At 70.3% G+C, this 18,179-nt stretch carries 18 protein-coding genes; 8 read left to right on the top strand and 10 right to left on the bottom strand.

Going from position 1 to position 18,179, the window contains the following annotated elements:
* Positions 1-10: 10 nt before the first annotated feature.
* Entirely contained in the window at positions 11-2,137 is a 2,127-nt protein-coding gene (locus Q9R33_RS08145) for an APC family permease (RefSeq protein ID WP_311293427.1), read from the bottom strand.
* A gap of 94 nt (positions 2,138-2,231) precedes the next feature.
* Between Q9R33_RS08145 and Q9R33_RS08140 the strand changes: the two genes are divergently transcribed.
* The 3 genes from Q9R33_RS08140 (at position 2,232) to Q9R33_RS08130 (ending at position 4,652) form a co-directional block, all read left to right on the top strand.
* A complete protein-coding gene (locus Q9R33_RS08140) occupies positions 2,232-3,326 on the top strand; it encodes a VanZ family protein (protein WP_311293426.1) in 1,095 nt (364 codons plus the stop codon).
* Between the two features lie 115 nt (positions 3,327-3,441).
* Positions 3,442-4,176 (top strand): hemerythrin domain-containing protein, encoded by a 735-nt coding sequence (locus Q9R33_RS08135; protein ID WP_082496785.1) that lies wholly within the window; start codon positions 3,442-3,444, stop codon positions 4,174-4,176.
* A 17-nt stretch (positions 4,177-4,193) separates the two neighbouring features.
* A complete protein-coding gene (locus tag Q9R33_RS08130) occupies positions 4,194-4,652 on the top strand; it encodes an SRPBCC family protein (RefSeq protein WP_056365267.1) in 459 nt (152 codons plus the stop codon).
* A gap of 60 nt (positions 4,653-4,712) precedes the next feature.
* Here the strand turns inward: Q9R33_RS08130 and Q9R33_RS08125 are convergent, their stop codons facing one another.
* The 5 genes from Q9R33_RS08125 to Q9R33_RS08105 form a co-directional block, all read right to left on the bottom strand.
* Positions 4,713-5,939 (bottom strand): amidohydrolase, encoded by a 1,227-nt coding sequence (locus Q9R33_RS08125; RefSeq protein ID WP_056365265.1) that lies wholly within the window; start codon positions 5,937-5,939, stop codon positions 4,713-4,715.
* A gap of 254 nt (positions 5,940-6,193) precedes the next feature.
* Positions 6,194-7,438, bottom strand: coding sequence for a DUF6596 domain-containing protein (locus tag Q9R33_RS08120; RefSeq protein WP_311293425.1), 1,245 nt, complete (start codon positions 7,436-7,438; stop codon positions 6,194-6,196).
* On the bottom strand, positions 7,435-7,818 hold the full coding sequence (locus Q9R33_RS08115; RefSeq protein ID WP_056365258.1) for a YciI family protein: 384 nt from the start codon (positions 7,816-7,818) through the stop codon (positions 7,435-7,437). The genes Q9R33_RS08120 and Q9R33_RS08115 overlap by 4 nt, the downstream gene beginning before the upstream one ends.
* 141 nt (positions 7,819-7,959) lie before the next feature.
* Entirely contained in the window at positions 7,960-8,979 is a 1,020-nt protein-coding gene (locus tag Q9R33_RS08110) for a LacI family DNA-binding transcriptional regulator (RefSeq protein ID WP_045296269.1), read from the bottom strand.
* Positions 8,980-9,015: 36 nt separating this feature from the next.
* Positions 9,016-10,698, bottom strand: coding sequence for a glycoside hydrolase family 13 protein (locus tag Q9R33_RS08105; protein WP_056365255.1), 1,683 nt, complete (start codon positions 10,696-10,698; stop codon positions 9,016-9,018).
* Between the two features lie 74 nt (positions 10,699-10,772).
* Here Q9R33_RS08105 and Q9R33_RS08100 point away from each other — a divergent pair, with 74 nt between their 5' ends.
* Complete coding sequence (locus tag Q9R33_RS08100; protein WP_311293424.1) at positions 10,773-11,291, top strand: adenine phosphoribosyltransferase; 519 nt, start codon at positions 10,773-10,775, stop codon at positions 11,289-11,291.
* 27 nt (positions 11,292-11,318) lie between these two features.
* On the opposite strand, the gene Q9R33_RS08095 is transcribed toward Q9R33_RS08100, so the two are convergent.
* Positions 11,319-11,918 carry a pyridoxamine 5'-phosphate oxidase family protein gene (locus tag Q9R33_RS08095; protein ID WP_311293423.1) on the bottom strand — a complete coding sequence of 200 codons (600 nt, stop codon included), beginning with the start codon at positions 11,916-11,918 and terminating at the stop codon, positions 11,319-11,321.
* Positions 11,919-11,987: 69 nt separating this feature from the next.
* Positions 11,988-12,920 carry a 2-hydroxyacid dehydrogenase gene (locus tag Q9R33_RS08090; RefSeq protein ID WP_311293422.1) on the bottom strand — a complete coding sequence of 311 codons (933 nt, stop codon included), beginning with the start codon at positions 12,918-12,920 and terminating at the stop codon, positions 11,988-11,990.
* A 108-nt stretch (positions 12,921-13,028) separates the two neighbouring features.
* On the opposite strand from Q9R33_RS08090, the gene Q9R33_RS08085 reads away from it, so the two are divergent.
* A complete protein-coding gene (locus Q9R33_RS08085; protein WP_056365243.1) occupies positions 13,029-13,460 on the top strand; it encodes a DUF1761 domain-containing protein in 432 nt (143 codons plus the stop codon).
* Between the two features lie 21 nt (positions 13,461-13,481).
* Here the strand turns inward: Q9R33_RS08085 and purQ are convergent, their stop codons facing one another.
* Both purQ and purS read right to left on the bottom strand, forming a co-directional pair.
* Entirely contained in the window at positions 13,482-14,189 is a 708-nt protein-coding gene (gene purQ / locus Q9R33_RS08080; RefSeq protein ID WP_310244488.1) for a phosphoribosylformylglycinamidine synthase subunit PurQ, read from the bottom strand.
* Positions 14,186-14,434 (bottom strand): phosphoribosylformylglycinamidine synthase subunit PurS, encoded by a 249-nt coding sequence (gene purS, locus Q9R33_RS08075; RefSeq protein WP_056365237.1) that lies wholly within the window; start codon positions 14,432-14,434, stop codon positions 14,186-14,188. The genes purQ and purS overlap by 4 nt, the downstream gene beginning before the upstream one ends.
* A 368-nt stretch (positions 14,435-14,802) precedes the next feature.
* Here purS and Q9R33_RS08070 point away from each other — a divergent pair, with 368 nt between their 5' ends.
* The 3 genes from Q9R33_RS08070 to Q9R33_RS08060 all read left to right on the top strand — a co-directional run bounded on the left by Q9R33_RS08070 (position 14,803) and on the right by Q9R33_RS08060 (position 18,117).
* A complete protein-coding gene (locus Q9R33_RS08070) occupies positions 14,803-16,044 on the top strand; it encodes an ABC transporter substrate-binding protein (RefSeq protein ID WP_311293421.1) in 1,242 nt (413 codons plus the stop codon).
* Positions 16,045-16,180: 136 nt separating this feature from the next.
* Positions 16,181-17,212, top strand: a complete 1,032-nt coding sequence (locus tag Q9R33_RS08065; RefSeq protein WP_056365232.1) for a carbohydrate ABC transporter permease — start codon at positions 16,181-16,183, stop codon at positions 17,210-17,212.
* Positions 17,209-18,117, top strand: a complete 909-nt coding sequence (locus Q9R33_RS08060; protein WP_056365228.1) for a carbohydrate ABC transporter permease — start codon at positions 17,209-17,211, stop codon at positions 18,115-18,117. Before Q9R33_RS08065 ends, Q9R33_RS08060 begins: the two co-directional genes overlap by 4 nt.
* Positions 18,118-18,179 lie beyond the last annotated feature (62 nt).

Here is an 18,179-nt window from a genome sequence, read left to right as displayed (position 1 = left end):
CGGGCAACCGTCAGGGCTTGGTCGGCACCGGGGGTTCGGGGGCATCCGCCTTTTCGGGCGGTCCTCCGGGGCGCACGGCACGACGGCCGACGCGGTGCACCTGCGGCGCCGTGCCGCGACCTGCCCGCTCGTCGCCGGGCAGGACGTGCGATCGGCGTCCGTAGATGAGTTCGGACGAGTCCAGGAGCCACGGCACGAGGGTGATGGAGACGCCGTGCACGAGCATGAGCTGCTGAGCGATGCGGCGGGCGCGGCGGTTGTGCAGGATCGACTCCCACCAGTGCCCGACGATGTACTGCGGCAGGTAGACGGTGACCACCGACGACCCGTGCTCCTCGCGGTACCTCTTCACGAACTCGGCGATCGGGCTCGCGTACATGCGATACGGCGACTCGATGATCTTGAGCGGGATCGGCATGCGGTGCGCCCGCCACTCCTCCTCGAGGGCGGCGGCGTCCTCCTTCGTCACCGAGACGTGCACCGCGAAGGTCTTGTCGTGCTTGGCGGCCAGGGCGTAGTCCACGGCCTTCACCACCGGCTTCTGCAGCTTGTTGACGAGGATGAGGGCGACGTCGCCCCTCGAGCCGAAGTGGGTCTGGTCGTCCATCGCGATCTCGTGCTCGACGTCGCGGTAGTAGCGGTGCACGCCCACCATGAGGAACGACAGGATCGGGATCGCGAGGAACACGAGCCACGCGCCGTGCGTGAACTTCGTGATGGTCACGATGATGAGGACGGATGCCGTCATGGTGGCGCCGAGCGAATTGATGACGAGACCCTTGCGCAGGCCGAAGAGCTCGGTGCGCGCGGATTCGCTGCGCCGCGCGTCGGCCGGGAGCTCCCGGATCGCCCGGATCCCCCGCATCCAATGCCGGATCATGCCGATCTGGCCGATCGTGAACGAGACGAACACGCCGATGATGTACAGCTGGATCAGGTTGGTGAGGTTCGCCTGGTAGACGATGAGCACGCCGATCGCGACCAGACCCAGGATGATCATGCCGTTGGAGTAGACGAGGCGGTCGCCGCGGGTGTTGAGCGCCTTGGGCGCGTACCCGTCGCGGGCGAGCACCGACCCGAGCAGGGGGAACCCGTTGAACGCCGTGTTGGCGGCGAGCAGCAGCACGACCGCGGTCGCGGCCTGGATCACGAAGAACGGGATCGAGTTCATGCCGAACACGGCCGACGACACCTGCGCCATGAGGCTCGGCTGCGGGTTGGAGCAGTCGAAGCCGATGAGGTCGCAGGGGTCCTCGGCGTAGTGCACGCCCGAGACCAGCGCGATCGCGGTGAGCCCGGCGAAGAGCAGGATCGCGATGCCGCCCATCATCGCGAGCGTCGACTGGGCGTTGCGCACCTTGGGCTTGCGGAACGCCTGCACCCCGTTCGACACGGCCTCGACGCCGGTGAGGGCGGAGCAGCCGCTCGAGAACGCGCGCAGCACGAGCAGGATGACGGCGGCCTGCGTGAGGCTCTCGGTCTGCACCTCGTACTGGGCGCTGGAGGCGACGGGCGGGTTGCCGGTGACGATCTGGAAGAGCCCGACGAGGATCATGATCCCGACCGAGCCGATGAAGAGGTAGGTCGGGATCGCGAACGCGCGCGACGCTTCGCGGACGCCGCGCAGGTTCACGATGACGATCAGGATGACGAAGCCCACCGCCAGCTCGACGCGCCAGGGGTTGAGGCCGGGCAGCGCCGAGATGATGTTGTCGACGCCGGAGGCGACCGACACCGCGACCGTGAGCACATAGTCGACGAGCAGCGCGGAGGCCACGATGACGCCCGGGATCTCGCCGAGGTTCTTGCGCGCCACCTCGTAGTCGCCGCCGCCAGAGGGATACGCCTTGATGAGCTGCCGGTAGCTGATCACGACGACGATCAGCAGCACGATGACCGCGGCGGCGACCCAGGGGGCGAACGCGAGGAACGCGAGCCCGCCGGTGAGGAGGATGAGCAGCAGCTCCTGCGGGGCGTACGCGACGGACGACAGCGCATCCGAGGCGAAGATGGGCAGCGCCAGCTTCTTGGGGAGCAGGTGCTCGTCCGAGTCGGTGGACGCGAGCGGATCCCCCAGGATGAGGCGCTTGGCGATCGGCTTCTCATCGACCGACGGCTCACGGCTTTCGTTCGTCACGGCCCGTAAGGCTACTCGTGAGGAGAACGTGAGGATGCATCCAGACGACCATCCTCACGAAATCCATGCGGTGCCTCTCTGGGACACTCGTAGCGTGGACGAGCAGATCATCCTCGGTGTGCTCGCGATCACCCTGGGGGTGGTCGTGGGGGTGCTGCTCTTCGTCCCCTTCGTCGCGCTCAGCTACCGCCGTCGGGGCGGATTCGGCGTCGGCCGCTTCGTGGTCTGGGGCGCCGCGCTCGTCTACGTGATGGCGATCTGGACCTACACGCTCCTGCCGCTGCCCCACCCCGACACGATCGCGTGCGCGGGCGTGAACATCGACGTGACGGCGATCGCCGCCGACCTGCGCGGGGCCATCGTGCGTCGAGGCAGCGGGTTCGCGACGGATCCCGCCGTGCGGCAGCTGCTGCTCAACGTCGTGCTCTTCGTACCGCTCGGCTTCTTCCTCCGTGTGCTGGGCGGACGCGGCGTGGTCACGGCCCTCGTCGTCGGCGTCGGGCTGTCGGGGTTCGTCGAGGTCACCCAGCTCACCGGGGTCTGGGGCCTCTACCCGTGCGCCTACCGCGTGTTCGACGTGGACGATCTGCTCACGAACACCCTGGGCGCGGTGCTCGGCTCGCTGCTCGCGCTCGCCGTGCCGCGGCGCTACCGCGGGTCGCCGCGCCTGCCCGACGCGGACCGGCCGCAGCCCGTCACGCGCGGGCGGCGCCTGCTGGGAATGCTGTGCGACGGGCTCGCCTCCTGGGTGCTCACCCTCACGGTGGTCGTCGCGGTGCAGCTCGTGCTCTACCTGCTCGGTGCGGACGCCGCCGTGCGCGACGGATCCGCGGCGAACCTCATCGGCTCCGCGGTGCCGATCGTCGTGTGGCTCGTCGCGACGCTCGCGACGGGCGGCACGATCGGCGACCACGCCGTGCAGGTGCGCTTCACCGGCGGGCCGCTCCCGGTCGGGCTCGCGCGCTTCCTGCGCTTCGTCACCGGCATCGGCGGCTACCTCGTGCTGAACGCGCTCCCCGGCGCGTGGACGTTCGTGGCCTCGGTGTTCGCGGTGGTGTCGATCGTGCTGGTCTTCACGACCGACACCCGTCGCGGCCTCCCCGGTCTCGCGTCGGGTCAGCGCCTCACCGACGCGCGGGAGCTGCAGGAACCGGATGCTGCGCCCCCGGGTCCCAGCCACGCCCGGTGACGCGCGGTGTCATCGTCGCAGGGCCGGTGCGGTGCGGTCGCCCCGGGAGTAGAATCCGGCTGATCACCGCCTGGGGTCGTCAGCGCCGACGAGCTGCGGGGATCGGGGGTGCGATATGGCTACCAAGCTTCCCTCCTCCGGGGCCATGCCGGAGGGGCAGGAACCGGGCTGCGACACGTCCGGCCTGATCCTGGTCCACAGGATCTTCCGCTGGCTCTACCGCGAGCTGCCGGAGCTCGTGCGCCGCGTGCCCCCGGGCGACGTCGAACGTGCCGCGGTCGTCGGCCGGTACGCCCACCTCGACTTCTTTGCGCTGCACATGCACCACGAGACCGAGGACGCCGCGCTGTGGGACAAGCTGGTCTCGCGCGACCCCGGCTGCGCGCTGCACGTCGACCAGATGCGCGCGCAGCACGCGGAGGTCGCGTCTCAGCTCGCCCTGATCGAGCCGCAGCTCGAGCCGTGGCTGCGGACGGCGGATGCCACACTGCGCGATGCGTTCGCCGGCGACATCGAGCATCTCCGCGACACCCTCACCGCGCATCTCGGGCAGGAGGAGGACGACATCATGCCGGTGGCCGGCGCCGTCCTCTCCCAGCAGGAGTGGGACTGGATGGAGGAGCACACGCGGGCCGAGCTCATGGCGCACCGCAAGGAGCTCGGCAAGGACATCATGTCCCTCCAGCTCGGACTGCTGGTCGCCAGCGTGCCCGAGGCCGAGCGCGACGAGTGGATGCGCACGAACGTCCCCGCGCCGATCCGCCTGCTGTACCAGCTGCTGATGAAGCGGCAGTACGACAGGGCGATGCGGGAGCTCTACCCCGACCGCCCGGTTCCCGCGATGGTGTGACGGCCATGTGGAGACGCGTGACGCTGGACGTGCATCTCGACCACCCGCCGGCTCGCGTGTTCCCGTACTTCGCCGACCCCGGCACGTGGCATGACTGGGCGCCCGCGGTCGAACTCCGCAGGCGCGTCGGCGACGGACCGCCGAGCGTAGGGAGCCGCTGGACCGCGGTCGACCACATCATCGGCCCGTTCCGCGTCCGCTTCGAGGACGTGCTCGAAGTCGTCGAGCCCGACGAGCGGGTCGTGTGGCACTCCACCTCGCCCTGGAACTCGCGCGTCGAGTACGCCTGCTCCGCCGAGGGTCGCGGGACGCGCGTGCACGCCGACTACGGGGGCGACGTCGCGGGGTGGCTGCGGCTGGTCGCCCTGCTTCCCACGTTCGTCCTGGCCCGCATCCTCATGCGCGACTTCCGCGGGCTCCAGCGGCTGCTCGATGCAGAGGACGCCCGCGCGGGAGCCGTCACCGAATCCGCCTGACGCCCTCGGCGCCGACACCGGAGCGAACGGATGCTGCGGCCCGCAGCATCCGTCCACCGCCTACGCCGTCGGCGTGCCGAGGAACTCGCGCGCGGCGACCACGAGCGCGTCGACGCCGCGGCCCAGCGTGGGCTGGAGCACGGGGGCGAAGAACGGCGAGTGGTTGGTCGGGATGTCGCGCTCGACCGTGCCGGCGGCGGTGGCCGCGGCGAAGGCCGCCGGGTCGACGCCGCCCCAGAACCAGAACACCAGCGGCACGCCGGCCTCGCGGGCGAACCACGAGACGTCCTCGCTGCCGGTGAACATGCCCGGGTCGATCACGGTGCCGTCGCCGAACGCCCCGTCGAACGCGGCGGTCAGGCGCGCGGTCGCGCCGGCGTCGTTGATGGTCGGAGGAAGCGTGTGGTCGGTGACGATGACCGGCGGCTCCTCGGCGCCGGAGGCCAGCGCCTCGGCGCGGACGATGCGCTCCACCTTCTCGAGCACGCGGGCGCGGGCCTCGTCGTCGGGGTAGCGCAGGCTCAGCTCGAGCCTCGCCTCGGCGGGGATGATGTTGTTCTTCAGACCCGCGTGGATCGAGCCGACGGTCACGACCGCGACGTCGCGGGGGTCCACTTCGCGCGACACGATCGTCTGCAGCCGCATGACGGTGGCCGCGGCCATGACGATCGGGTCGATCGTCGCCTGCGGACGCGAGCCGTGGCCGCCGCGGCCCAGCAGCGTGACGGTGAGGCCGTCGGATGCCGCCATCTGCGTGCCGCTGCGCACGCCGATCGTGCCTGCGGGCAGCGGCGTGACGTGCTGGCCGAGCACGATGTCGGGCTTCGGGAAGCGGTCGAGCACGCCGTCGGCGATCATCGCCTGCGAGCCCGCACCGTACTCCTCGGCGGGCTGGAAGACGGCGACGATCGTGCCCGACCACTCGTCCTTCGTGGCGACCAGGCGCTCGAGGGCGCCGAGCAGCGCGGTGACGTGCATGTCGTGTCCGCACGCGTGCATGACCGGCACGTCGTTGCCGGCCGGGTCGGTGCCGCGAGCCGTGCTCGCGTACTCGAGACCGGTCTGCTCAGGCACCGGCAGCGCGTCCATGTCGGCCCGCAGCCACACGACGGGACCTTCGCCGTTGGAGATCCGCGCAGCGACGCCGGTCTTGCCGATCCCCTCCTCGAACTCGATGCCGAGCCCCGTCAGGTGCTGCGCGATCACCCCCGCCGTGCGGGTCTCCTGGAAGGACAGCTCCGGATGCCGGTGCAGATCGACGTAGATCGCTTCGAGGTCGAGGGTCATGCGGTCGAGCCTACGCGGCCGCGCCGCCGCGCCCCCTCCCGCTCCGCAGTCCGTTTCGGCGACCTCTCACCCCACCACACCCGCACAACGTGACTGCGGAAGCAAAGACGTTCTGTGCTGCGCAGTCACGTTGTGCGGGTGCGGGCGGGGTGGACGCGCCAGAAGTGACTGCGGAGCGCGGGGGGAACGGGCGCGGGGGGACGAGCGCGGGGGCGGGGGCGGGGCGGGGGCGGGGGGAAGGAACGGGGGCGGGGTCACCGCACCAGCTGGTCGCGGCGCCGGGCGAGGTACGCACGCTCGGCGGGGTTGCCGGTGAGCTGCACGGCGCGGTCGTACGCCGACCGCGCCTCCTCGCTGCGCCCGAGCCGGCGGAGGAGGTCGGCGCGCGCCGCGTGGTAGGCGTGATAGCCGTCGAGAGGTGCGCGCAGCCGGTCGAGCTCGGCGAGCGCGACGTCGGGACCGTCGATCTCGGCGACCGCGATGGCGCGGTTGAGACGCACGATGGCGGACGGATCGGCGGCGAGCAGGCGGTCGTAGAGCGCGACGATCTGCGACCAGTCGGTGTCGCGAGCCGACGGGGCGGCGGTGTGCACCGCGTTGATCGCGGCGAGCAGCTGGTAGCGACCCGGCGGCTCTCCGCCGGCGGCGACGGCAGCGATCCGTTCTCGGACCAGCGCGTGGCCCTCGACGATCAGAGCGCGGCTCCACGCCCCGCGATCCTGCTCTTCCAAGGTCACGAGCTCGCCCGTGCGGGACACGCGTGCGGTTCGCCGCGCGTCGATGAGCAGCATCAGCGCGAGGAGTCCCGTCACCTCGCCCTCATCGGGAAGGAGCGTGCGCAGGAGCCGGCCCAGGCGGATCGCCTCGTCGGTCAGGTCCGCCCGCATCGGGTCGTCGCCGCCGGTCGCCAGATAGCCCTCGTTGAAAATGAGGTAGACCACCGCGAGCACGCCGGCGAGCCGCCCTCGGAGATCGGTCGCCGATGGCACCCGATAGGGGACGTGCGCGGCCGCGATCTTCGCCTTCGCACGGGTGATCCGTCGCGCCATGGTGGTCTCCGGCACGAGGAAGGCGTGGGCGATCTCGGCGACCGTGAGCCCGCCCAGCAGCCGCAGCGTCAGGGCGACCCTGGCCTCCATGGCGAGGACGGGATGACAGCAGGTGAAGATCAGCCGGAGCCGGTCGTCGTCGATCGGTCCCGTCTGCTCGGGAGGAGAGTCGTCGGACAGCATCAGCGCCGCCTTGTGCTTGTCGTCGCGGCGCGACTCACGTCTCAGCCGGTCGATCGCCTTGCGCGTCGCGGTGGTGGTGAGCCACGCACCCGGGTTCGGTGGCACGCCGTCACGCGGCCAGCGCTCGACGGCGGTCGTGAACGCCTCCGCGGCGGCGTCCTCGGCGAGGTCGAGATCGCCGAAGCGGCGGGCGAGCCCCGCCACCACCCGCGCCCACTCCTCGAGGTGGGCGCGGGTGAGCGCCTGATCGACGGCGGGGCCGGTCACGACTCGGACGCGTGCCGCTCCACGATCTCCGTCATGTCGGAGGGGAAGCGGTGCACCTCCTGCGGCCAGTCGAGGGCGACGGCCAGTCGTCCCGCCCAGTAGCGGGCAGCCTCGTCGTCGGGCACGTCCACGACGGTGAACCCGCCGAGGTGCTCCTTGGTCTCGGCGAACGGACCGTCGGTGAAGACCGGCGAGCCGTTGTCGCTGACGACGCTGCAGACCGCGGTCGAGGCGTCGATGCCCCCCTCCGCGAAGAGGAAGACGCCCGCGCTCTTCATCTCCTCCAACAGCGCCTGCGAGGCCTCGCTCTTGCTGCGCAGCTGGTCGGCCGTCTGCGGGGGCACCCACTCGTCGTTGAATGCGATCAGGTACTTCGGCATTGTCGTCTCCTCTCATCGGGACGAGGACCCCGTCGTGGACCCTCCGTCGCGGCGCCCGAACGGGCCCGCACACCTGATCCACGAACGGTGAGGCTCCGATACGACACTATTCCCGAGACCGGTGAAGAAGTCGCGACACCGTCACTGCGGCAGGCGCGCCGTGGAGCCCCGCACGATGAGCTCGAAGGGCAGCTCGCCCGGCCGGTGGACGGGGGTCTCGGCATCCGTCGATTCCAGCGCCTCGAGGATGGCGTCCGCGGCGCGCTCGCCCTGGCCGAGGGGGAACTGGTCGACCGTGGTGAGGCGGAAGAACTCGCCGAGCTCGTGGCCGTCGATGCCGATCACCGACAGATCCTCGGGCACCCGGTAGCCGAGCTCGCGTGCGGCGAGCAGTGCCCCGATCGCCATCTCATCGGATGCCGCGAAGATCGCGGTCGGCCGGCTGCCGGGCTTTCCCAGCAGCTGCTTGGCGGCGCGGAAGCCGCCCTCGATGGTGAAGTCGGCGGGCTCGAACAGCGACGGGCTGACCTCGATGCCGGCGTCGGCCAGGGCGAGCTCGAAGCCCTGCCGGCGCTGCGTCGGGATGTGGAAGTCGATGTCGAACTCGGGGCTCGCGCCGATGTGCGCGATCCTGCGATGGCCGAGCGCGAGCAGGTGCTCGGTGGCCAGCCGCGCGACGGCCACGTCGTCGACCGTGAGGGTCGTGAGCAGCGGATTGGGCCCGCCGATCGCGATCACCGGCAGGTCGAGCTCGACAAGACGCTCGGTCTCCTCCTGGCCGAGCTCGAGCGAGATCGCGATGACCCCGTCCACGCGCTGGCGCCGCAGGAACGTGTCGAAGATGTCGTGCCGCTCGCCGCGGTCGGCGGTGAGGCTGTAGAGGGTGATGTCGTAGCCGCGGCGCATGAGCGCCGAGGCGATCCCGCTCAGCACGGTCGAGAAGAACCAGCGGTCGAGGAACGGCACCAGCACGCCGATGTTGCGCGTGCGGCCCGAGGCGAGGCTCGAGGCCGAGGCCGACACCACATACCCGAGGCTCTTGGCGGCCTCCTCGACCTTCGCCTTCGCGCCCGCCGAGACGTGCCCGCGTCCGCTCAGCGCGCGTGAGACGGTCGCCGTCGAGACCCCCGCCGCGCGGGCGACCTCGTCGATGCTGACCACGTCGTCACCGTACCTTCTCGGAGCCCAGCTCGCGTGTCAGGCGGTCTCGATCCAGACCGTCGTGTCGCCCGGGAGCTCGCCGTCCGCGACAGGGCCGCTGGACGCGATCACGATACCGCCCGGCAGCGAGATCGGCGTGGAACCGGTGTTCGCGATGACGGTGACATTCCCGTTGCGGAATGCGACAGCATCCGTTCCGTATCCGTCGATCCATTCGAGCGACCCCGCGCCCAGCGACCGTGCCCGGCGCTCGGCGAGCAGTGCGCGGTAGAGCTCGAGCGTCGAGCCCTCGACGCCGGTCTGCGCGTCGCGGGCGAGCGTCGCCCACTCGGCGGGCTGAGGCAGCCACGACGCACCGGTCGCGTTGAAGCCGTAGGCCGGGGCATCCGCGTTCCACGGGATCGGCACGCGGCAGCCGTCGCGGCCGTACCGCTCGCCGTTCGTGCGGAACCACGTCGGGTCCTGACGGGCGTCGCCCGGGATGTCGATGACCTCGGGAAGCCCGAGCTCCTCGCCCTGGTAGAGGTAGGCGGAACCGGGCAGGGCGAGCATGAGGGTCGTGGCCGCGCGGGCGCGGGCGAGCCCGACCTCGCGGATCGGCTGGCCGGGGGAGTCCGGGCCGATGCCGTGACCCTGCGGGTTCTCGGCGGTCAGCGCCAGGCGCGATGCGTGGCGCACGACGTCGTGGTTCGAGAGCACCCACGTCGAGGGCGCGCCGACACCCGGGAACGCGTGCAGCGACACCTCGATGACCTCGCGGAGGTCGGCGGCGTTCCACTTCGTCTCGAGGTACGGGAAGTTGAAGGCCTGGTGCATCTCGTCGTGACGCACCCACTCGGCCGTGCGCGCGGCGGTGGGCAGCCACGCCTCCGCGGCGAGGGCGCGGTCGCCCTGGTACTCCTCGAGGATCCTGCGCCAGTCGCGGTACACCTCGTGCACGGCGTCCTGGCCCCAGTACGGCACGTTCTCCGCCTCGCCGCCCATCGAGCCGGCCTCGGGGTTCGGGATGTAGTCCGGCAGCCCCTCCGCCTTCACCAGGCCGTGGGCGACGTCGACGCGGAAGCCGTCGACCCCGCGGTCGAGCCAGAAGCGCAGGATGCGGCGGAACTCCTCGCGGACCTCCTCGTTGGACCAGTCGAAGTCGGGCTGCGACGAGTCGAACAGGTGCAGGTACCACTGGCCCGGCTCACCGTCGGCCTCGACGACGCGCGTCCATGCCGGACCGCCGAAGACGGACTCCCAGTTGTTGGGCGGGAGCTCTCCGTTCTCGCCCTTGCCGTCGCGGAACATGTAGCGCGCGCGCTCGGTGCTGTGGGGAGCGGCGGCGAGGGCCTGCTGGAACCATTCGTGCTGGTCGGACGAGTGGTTCGGGACGAGATCGACGATGACACGGATGCTGCGCTCATGCGCCGCGGCCAGCATGTCGTCGAAGTCGGCCAGGGTGCCGAAGAGCGGGTCGACGTCGCAGTAGTCGCTGACGTCGTAGCCGGCGTCCTTCTGGGGCGAGCGCTGGAAGGGGCTCAGCCAGATGGCGTCGATGCCGAGGTGCGCGAGGTCGTCGAGGTGCGAGGTGATGCCGGGGAGGTCGCCGATGCCGTCGCCCGACGCGTCGGCGAAGGAGCGGGGGTAGATCTGGTAGATGACGGCGGTGCGCCACCACTCGCCACCCACGGTGGTGAGGAACGCGTCCGTGCGCTCGATGGTCTCTGCGGAAGTCATCCGGCCAGCATACTGCAAGCGCTTACACTCCCTCGTAACGAATGACGCACAGGGGCCGGGCGTAGGGTTGGCGGGTGCTGTCCGAAGCCCTCACGCGCGCCGAATCCCTCATCCGCACGATCCCCGACTACCCGGAGCCGGGCGTGCAGTTCCGCGACATCACGCCTCTGCTGGCGGATGCCTCGGCGCTCCGCACCGTCATCCACGCGATGATCGCCCCGTTCGAGGGGTCGTTCGACGTCGTCGCCGGGGTCGAGGCGCGCGGGTTCCTGCTCGCCGGCGCCGTCGCGATGGAGGCCGGCGTGGGCCTGGTCCCGATCCGCAAGGCGGGCAAGCTGCCTCTGCCCGCAGCATCCGTCTCCTACGCGCTCGAGTACGGCACCGCCACGATCGAGGCGCACGACGACATCGCCGGCGGCATGCGGGTGCTGCTGGTCGACGACGTCCTCGCGACCGGTGGCACGCTCGTCGCGGCGCACGAACTCGTCGAGACGCTCGGCGGAGTGGTCGTGGGCACCGCGGTGCTCATGGAGCTGACGGCGCTCGGAGGCCGAGAGGTCGTCGGCGACGTCCACACCGTCTTCACCGCCTGACGTCGCCCCCGCCGTCGGCATCGGCGGTCACCCGTCCGAGCGGGGTCCCGGGAGCGTGTCCTGCGGACCCGTGCGCGGAGTGAAGTGCGGAATCGGTGCCGGGCGCTCGGCGCGGGGCTGATGCGACGGTTCGGGCGCTGCCGGGAGCGTGGCGTCGCCCTCGAACGACATGAGCGGATCCTTGCGGCTCGCGTGCTGGGGGAACCGCCGACCTGTCACGGTGTTCGCGACGACCTTCATGACGAAGAACTTCGCCGTCGGGCTCCACGACGCGAGCCGGCGGACACCGCTGTCGCGGATCTCGTCGTCACGGGTGACGCGCTCCGCCCTGCCGCGGATCACGACGCTCCAGTAGTGGTCGTCGTCGGTCGCCCCGTCGACCTCGAAGGCGACCATCGGGTGCTGCGCGATGTGGAGGAGCTTCGCGTCGCGCGCCGTGCGGATGTACAGGGCGCCCTCGTGGGCGACGTAGTTGACCGGGAAGATGTCGGGCGCACCGTCGGCGTTGTCGACCGCGAGCCGGCCGAGTTCGGCGGTCTGCAGGTACTCCCAGCACGCCGAAGCGGCAAGCCGCTCCACCTTGGGGGGCTGGCCTGCATTCGGGGGATCGCTCGGGGAATCGTTCATCGCGCACCACTGTCCGTCCCCTCCGGTCTACCTCAGAGCGGCGGAGAACTGAAGGGGGAGCGTGCCGGCTCAGCCGCCGAGCACGACGTTGATCGGCGGCTCGCCGGCGGCGAGCCGCTCGATCTGCGTGCGCACGAGCTTCGCGACCCGGGGCCGCATCGCGCTCGACGCGCCGCCGACGTGCGGGGCGATGAGCACACCCGCAAGGCCCCACAGCGCATGGCCGTCGGGGAGGGGCTCGGGGTCGGTGACGTCGAGGGCGGCGCGGATGCGTCCGCGACGCACGTGGTCGACGAGCGCGTCGGTGTCGACGAGGGTGCCGCGGCCGACGTTCACGATGAGCGCCCCGTCGGGAAGCGCCGACAGGAACGCGTCGTCGACGAGCCCCTGGGTGGCCTCACCGCCGGGCAGCGTGAGGATCACGATCTCGGCGTGGGGGAGCAGCTCGGGCAGCTCGTCGATGCCGTGCACCGCGACGCCGTCCTCGACGCGGGCGCGCGACGCGACGGGGGTGAGTTCGACCTCGAACGGCTCGAGCCGCGCGGCGACGGCCTTGCCGACGCCGCCGTAGCCCAGCAGCAGCACGCGGCGGTCGGCGAGGCTCTGCGCGAAGACCGGGGCCCAGCGGCCGGCCGCGGTGTCGACGGCGAATGCGTCGATGTGCCGCTGCGCAGCGATCGCGAGACCCACCGCGAGCTCGGCGGTCGACGTCTCGTGCACCGACGCCGCGTTCGCGAAGACCAGACCCTCGGGCAGGATGGCGGCGACGCCGTCGTAGCCGATCGACTGGCCCTGCACCAGCCCGACCTCGACGCCCTCGAGACGTTCGAGCACGCGCGCCATCGACATGTACGGCGGCACGACGATGTCGAACCGGTCACGCGGGGCGGCAGCATCCATCGGCCACACCACCAGCTCGACCCCCTCGGGCAGGGCGCCCAGATCCGCGGCGAGCTGTTCGGTGGGGACGCTGACGACGAGATTCCGGGTGTCTGTGCTCACCCGCTCCACGCTACCGGCGCGGTGCGGGGCGGGCGTCACCGGGCGGCGCTACGCTCGCGTCGAGCGACGACCGCGACGGGCGGCCGCGCCTGGGCGGAGGAGGCGGAGATGGTTCCCGAGATCAACTACTGGGCGGTGCTGATCGCGACGGCGTCGAGCATGGTCGTCGGCTCGATCTGGTACACGCCGAAGGTCTTCGGCACGAGATGGGCGAAGCTCGCGAACGTCGACATGAACCGACCGGGCGCAAGCGCCGTGGTGCCGATCGTGGTGACGGTGTTCGTCAGCTTCGTGACCGCGTGGGTGCTGGCCGGCGCCTCGTCGATCGCCTGGCACTTCTACGGCGGCAGCTACCTCTGGGCGGCGCTGCTGACCGGCGTGATCCTGTGGGCGGGCTTCACGGCGGCGCGCTTCATCACCCACGACGCCTTCGAGGGGCGGCCGTCGTCGCTGACCGTGCTCAACATCTCGCACGAGCTCGTCACGATCATCGTGATGGCGCTCATCATCGGCGTGTGGCCGCCGGCCGGGACGGTCTAGAAGCGGGACGGATGCTGCGGCTCAGGCCGCGGCGCCCACCACGGCGGCGATGGCCGACGTGAAGAACGACAGGCCGTCGACGCCCGACCGCATCGCGGCGGCGGTGTCGGGACCGAAGCCCGGCTCGACGGCGTGCTCGGGGTGCGGCATGAGGCCGACCACGTTGCCCCGCTCGTTCGTGAGGCCGGCGATGTCGCGCAGCGACCCGTTCGGGTTCACGCCGAGGTAGCGGAAGGCGACGAGGCCCTCGCCCTCGAGGCGGTCGAGTTCGGACTCCGAGGCGATGTAGCCGCCGTCGGCGTTCTTGAGCGGGATCACGATCTCCTGGCCGGAGCCGAAATCGCTGGTCCACGCGGTGTCGTTGTTCTCGACGCGCAGCTTCTGGTCGCGGCGGACGAACTGCTGGTGCGCGTTGCGGATCAGGCCGCCCGGCAGCAGGTGCGCCTCGACGAGCATCTGGAAGCCGTTGCAGATGCCGAGGATCGGCATGCCCTTGGCCGCAGCATCCTTCACCTCCGCCATGATCGGCGCGAGCGCCGCGATGGCTCCGGCGCGCAGGTAGTCGCCGTAGCTGAACCCGCCGGGGAGGACCAGCGCGTCGACGCCGTCGAGGTCGTGCGAGCCGTGCCACAGGGCGACGGCCTCGCCGCCGGCGATCTCGATCGCGCGCTGCGCGTCGCGGTCGTCGAGCGAGCCCGGGAAGGTGATGACCCCGATGCGGGCGGTCATTCGACGACCTCGATGCCGACGACGTCCTCGATCACGGAGTTGGAGAGGATCTCGTCGGCGATGCGCCGGGCCTCGGCGAGGACCTCGTCGGTGACCTCGCCGTCGACGGTGAGCTCGAATCGCTTGCCGATGCGCACCGCGCTGAAGTCGGAGACGCCGAGACGCGCGAAGGCGCCCGAGACGGCCTTCCCCTGCGGGTCCAGAAGCTCGGCCTTGGGCATGACGTCGACGACGATGGTGGGCATCGGGATCCTCCTGGCGGCCGGAGGCCGCAGCTATCGGTCGTTGAGCGACGAGCGCAGCGAGGAATCGAAACGCCGGATGTCGCGGGCAGGGGTCCCCTCCAGTCTACGGGCCGTGCGCGCGGCGTTTCTCCGGCCGTCCAGAAGCCCTGCCCGAAGCGCTGCGCGAGCCCCCGTGACACAACCGTGATCAATCCATGGGAGCGCTCCCTTGACTTCGTGGGAGCGATCCCATAACGTTGCGTCTCGATCGATGGGAACGCTCCCACGACCACCACGGCACGGTTCCCTCCGCGCCGATCCTGCAACACACACGACCCTGACAACACAAAGGAGTGACAGTGAACGCACGCGCCTTCCGCAGAAGCGCCGTGGCAATCGCCGCATTCTCGGCTTCGGCCATCGTCCTCGCCGGCTGCGCCGGTGGCAGCGGAGACGAGGCCGGTGGCGAAGACGGCGAGATCACGCTGACCCTGGCCACGTTCAACGACTTCGGGTACGACGACGAACTCCTCCAGGAGTACATGGACGAGAACCCGAACATCAAGATCGTCCACAACAAGGCCGCCATCACCGACGACGCCCGCACGAACTTCTTCGCGAAGCTCGGCAAGGAGGGCCTCGCCGACATCGAGGCGGTCGAGGTCGACTGGTTCGCCGAGGCCATGCAGTACTCCGACCTGCTCGCCGAGGTGCCTGACAGCGCCAAGGGCCGCTGGGTCGAGTGGAAGGAAGCGGCCGCGACCGACGCCGACGGCCGTCTCGTCGGCTTCGGCACGGACATCGGCCCGCAGGCCGTCTGCTACCGCGCCGACCTGTTCTCGGCCGCGGGCCTGCCCTCGACGCCCGACGAGGTCGCCTCGGCGATCGACGGCGACTGGGACACGTTCTTCGACCTGGCCGACCAGTACAAGGCTGCGACCGGCAAGCCGATGCTCGACTCCGCGAACTCCGCGTTCCAGGGCATCGTCAACCAGATCGAGTTCCCGTACGACGAGCCCGACGGCACCGTCGTCGCGACCGACAACCCCGACCTCGAGGCTGCGTACAACCTCGTCGTCGAGCGCGGCATCCCGAACTCGGCCTACTCGGGCCAGTGGTCGGACGACTGGAACGCGTCGATGGCCAACGGTGAGTTCGCCGCGATGCTGTGCCCGCCGTGGATGCTCGGCATCATCTCGGGCAACGCGCCCGAGGTCACCGGCTGGGAGATCGCGAACGCGTTCCCGAACGGCGGCGGCAACTGGGGCGGCTCGTACCTGACCGTTCCGGCCAACGGCAAGAACGTCGACGAGGCCCTCAAGCTCGCCGACTGGCTGACCGCTCCGGAGCAGCAGGAGAAGACGTTCGTCAACGTCGGCGCCTACCCGAGCGCCCTCGACGCGCAGAGCGCTTCGTCGATCACCGACTCGAAGAACGAGTACTTCGCCGACGCGCCGACCGGCACGATCTTCGCGGACCGCTCCGCGGCGATCACGGTCACCCCGTACAAGAGCGCGGACTACTTCAAGTACAACACCGCGCTCCAGGACGCCATCACCCGCGTCTTCGACGGCACCCAGGACGCCCAGGCGTCGTGGGACGCGTACGTCGCCGAGGTCGAGGCCTTCTGATAGGCCGACACTGACGATCCGGTCCGCGCCCGCGGACCAGGTCTGACAGCAGAAGCGGAGTGCGTGCGGGTCCCCCCCCGGCCCGCGCGCACTCCGCCTCCACGCCCACCCCTCGACACCCGAATCGGAGCCACCGGTGACCACGACCGCCACCCGTACGACGGCATCCGGGCCGGCCGATCGGCCCGATCCGGAGCGCCAGCCGCGCGTCCTCTCCTTCTCCCACCGCCTCAGCCGCTGGGACCTGAAGCTCTCCCCGTACCTCTACATCTCGCCGTTCTTCATTCTGTTCGCGATCGTGGGGCTCTTCCCGATCGTCTACACGGCGGTGATCTCGTTCCAGGAGTGGGACCTCGTCCGCAACTCCGGCACCTTCGTCGGATTCGACCAGTACGTCTGGATCCTGTCCCAGGCCGACTTCTGGATCGCCCTGCGGAACACCTTCAGCATCTTCCTGCTCTCGTCGGTGCCGCAGCTCATCCTGGCGCTGTTCATCGCGGCGATGCTCGACAAGAACATCCGGGCCAAGACCTTCTGGCGGATGAGCGTCCTGCTCCCGTACGTCATGGCCCCGGTCGCCGTCGCGCTGATCTTCAGCAACCTCTTCGGCGACAACCACGGACTCGTGAACAACGTGCTCACGAACCTCGGGCTGGACCCGATCGCGTGGCACAAGGACCCGTTCTGGAGCCACATCGCCATCGCCACGATGGTCAACTTCCGCTGGACCGGCTACAACGCCCTCATCCTCCTCGCCGCCATGCAGGCCGTGCCGCGCGAGTACTACGAGGCGGCGACCGTCGACGGCGCCAACGCCTTCCGCCAGTTCTGGAGCATCACGCTCCCCTCGCTCAAGCCCACCCTGATCTTCGTCATCATCACGTCGACGATCGGCGGCCTGCAGATCTTCGACGAGCCCCGCATGTTCGACCAGACCGGCCGCGGCGGTGCCGCCGGCCAGTGGCTCACGATCACGCTGTACCTGTACAACATCGGCTGGGGCGAGTTCAACTTCGGCCGCGCCGCCGCCCTGGCGTGGATCCTCTTCATCATCATCCTGGCGATCGGCCTCATCAACCTCGCCATCACCCGTGCCCTCGTACGCGACGAGGGCGGACGCGGGGTCATCCAGCGCCGCCGCCGCGGCCGGAAGGGAGCCCAGCAGTGAGCGCCATCAGCACCCCGCCCCTCGCGGTCGTCGAGGAGAACCTGCCCAACGCGCGCCGGAGCCGGCGGACCACGAAGATCCGCGGCGTGCGCGCCGGGGTCTGGGTGTACGTCGGTCTCGGAGTCGTCGTGGTCTCGGCGCTCTTCCCCTACTACTGGTCGTTCCTGATCGGCTCGGGCGACGCGTCGACCATCAACAACCCGAACATGTCGTGGCTGCCGGGCGGCAACTTCATCGACAACGCCCTGAAGGTCATCAACGACCCTGCCGTGAACTTCTGGCAGGCCCTCTGGAACTCGATCTTCAGCTCGACCGTGATCGCGGCATCCGTCGTCCTGTTCTCGACCCTCGCCGGCTGGGCGTTCGCGAAGCTCCGCTTCCCGGGCGGCAAGTGGCTGCTCGCCTTCGTGGTCGCCACCATGGCGGTGCCGATGCAGCTCGGCGTCGTGCCCCTCTACCTGCTCTTCTCCGACCTGGGCTGGACCGGGCAGATCGGCGCCATCATCATCCCCGCGCTCACCAGCGCGTTCGGGGTGTTCTGGATGACGCAGTACCTGTCGCAGACCGTGCCGGACGAGCTGATCGAGGCGGCGCGCGTGGACGGGGCCAACATGCTCCGCACGTTCTGGACGGTCGGCGTGCCCGCCGCACGCCCCGCCGCCGCGATGCTGTTCCTCTTCACCTTCGTGGGCGCGTGGAACCAGTTCTTCTGGCCCTTCATCGTGCTCGACCGGCAGAGCCCCACGCTCCCGGTGGCACTCTCGCTCCTGCAGTCGAACTACTTCGTCGACTACTCGGTCGTGCTCGCCGGCGTGCTCCTGGCCACCATTCCGCTCCTCATCGTCTTCGCCTTCACGGGCCGGCAGCTGGTCAGCGGCATCATGGCCGGCGCCGTCAAGGGCTAGACCCTTCCCGTTCCCCACAGCCTTCGGCATCCTGACACCGACGTTCCCCGAGAGGATCATTG

This window comes from Microbacterium sp. PRC9 (assembly GCF_031844125.1).
GTDB lineage: Bacteria > Actinomycetota > Actinomycetes > Actinomycetales > Microbacteriaceae > Microbacterium.
Note: the sequence above shows the minus strand (reverse complement) of the source record. Positions and strands in the feature narration are given on the sequence as shown.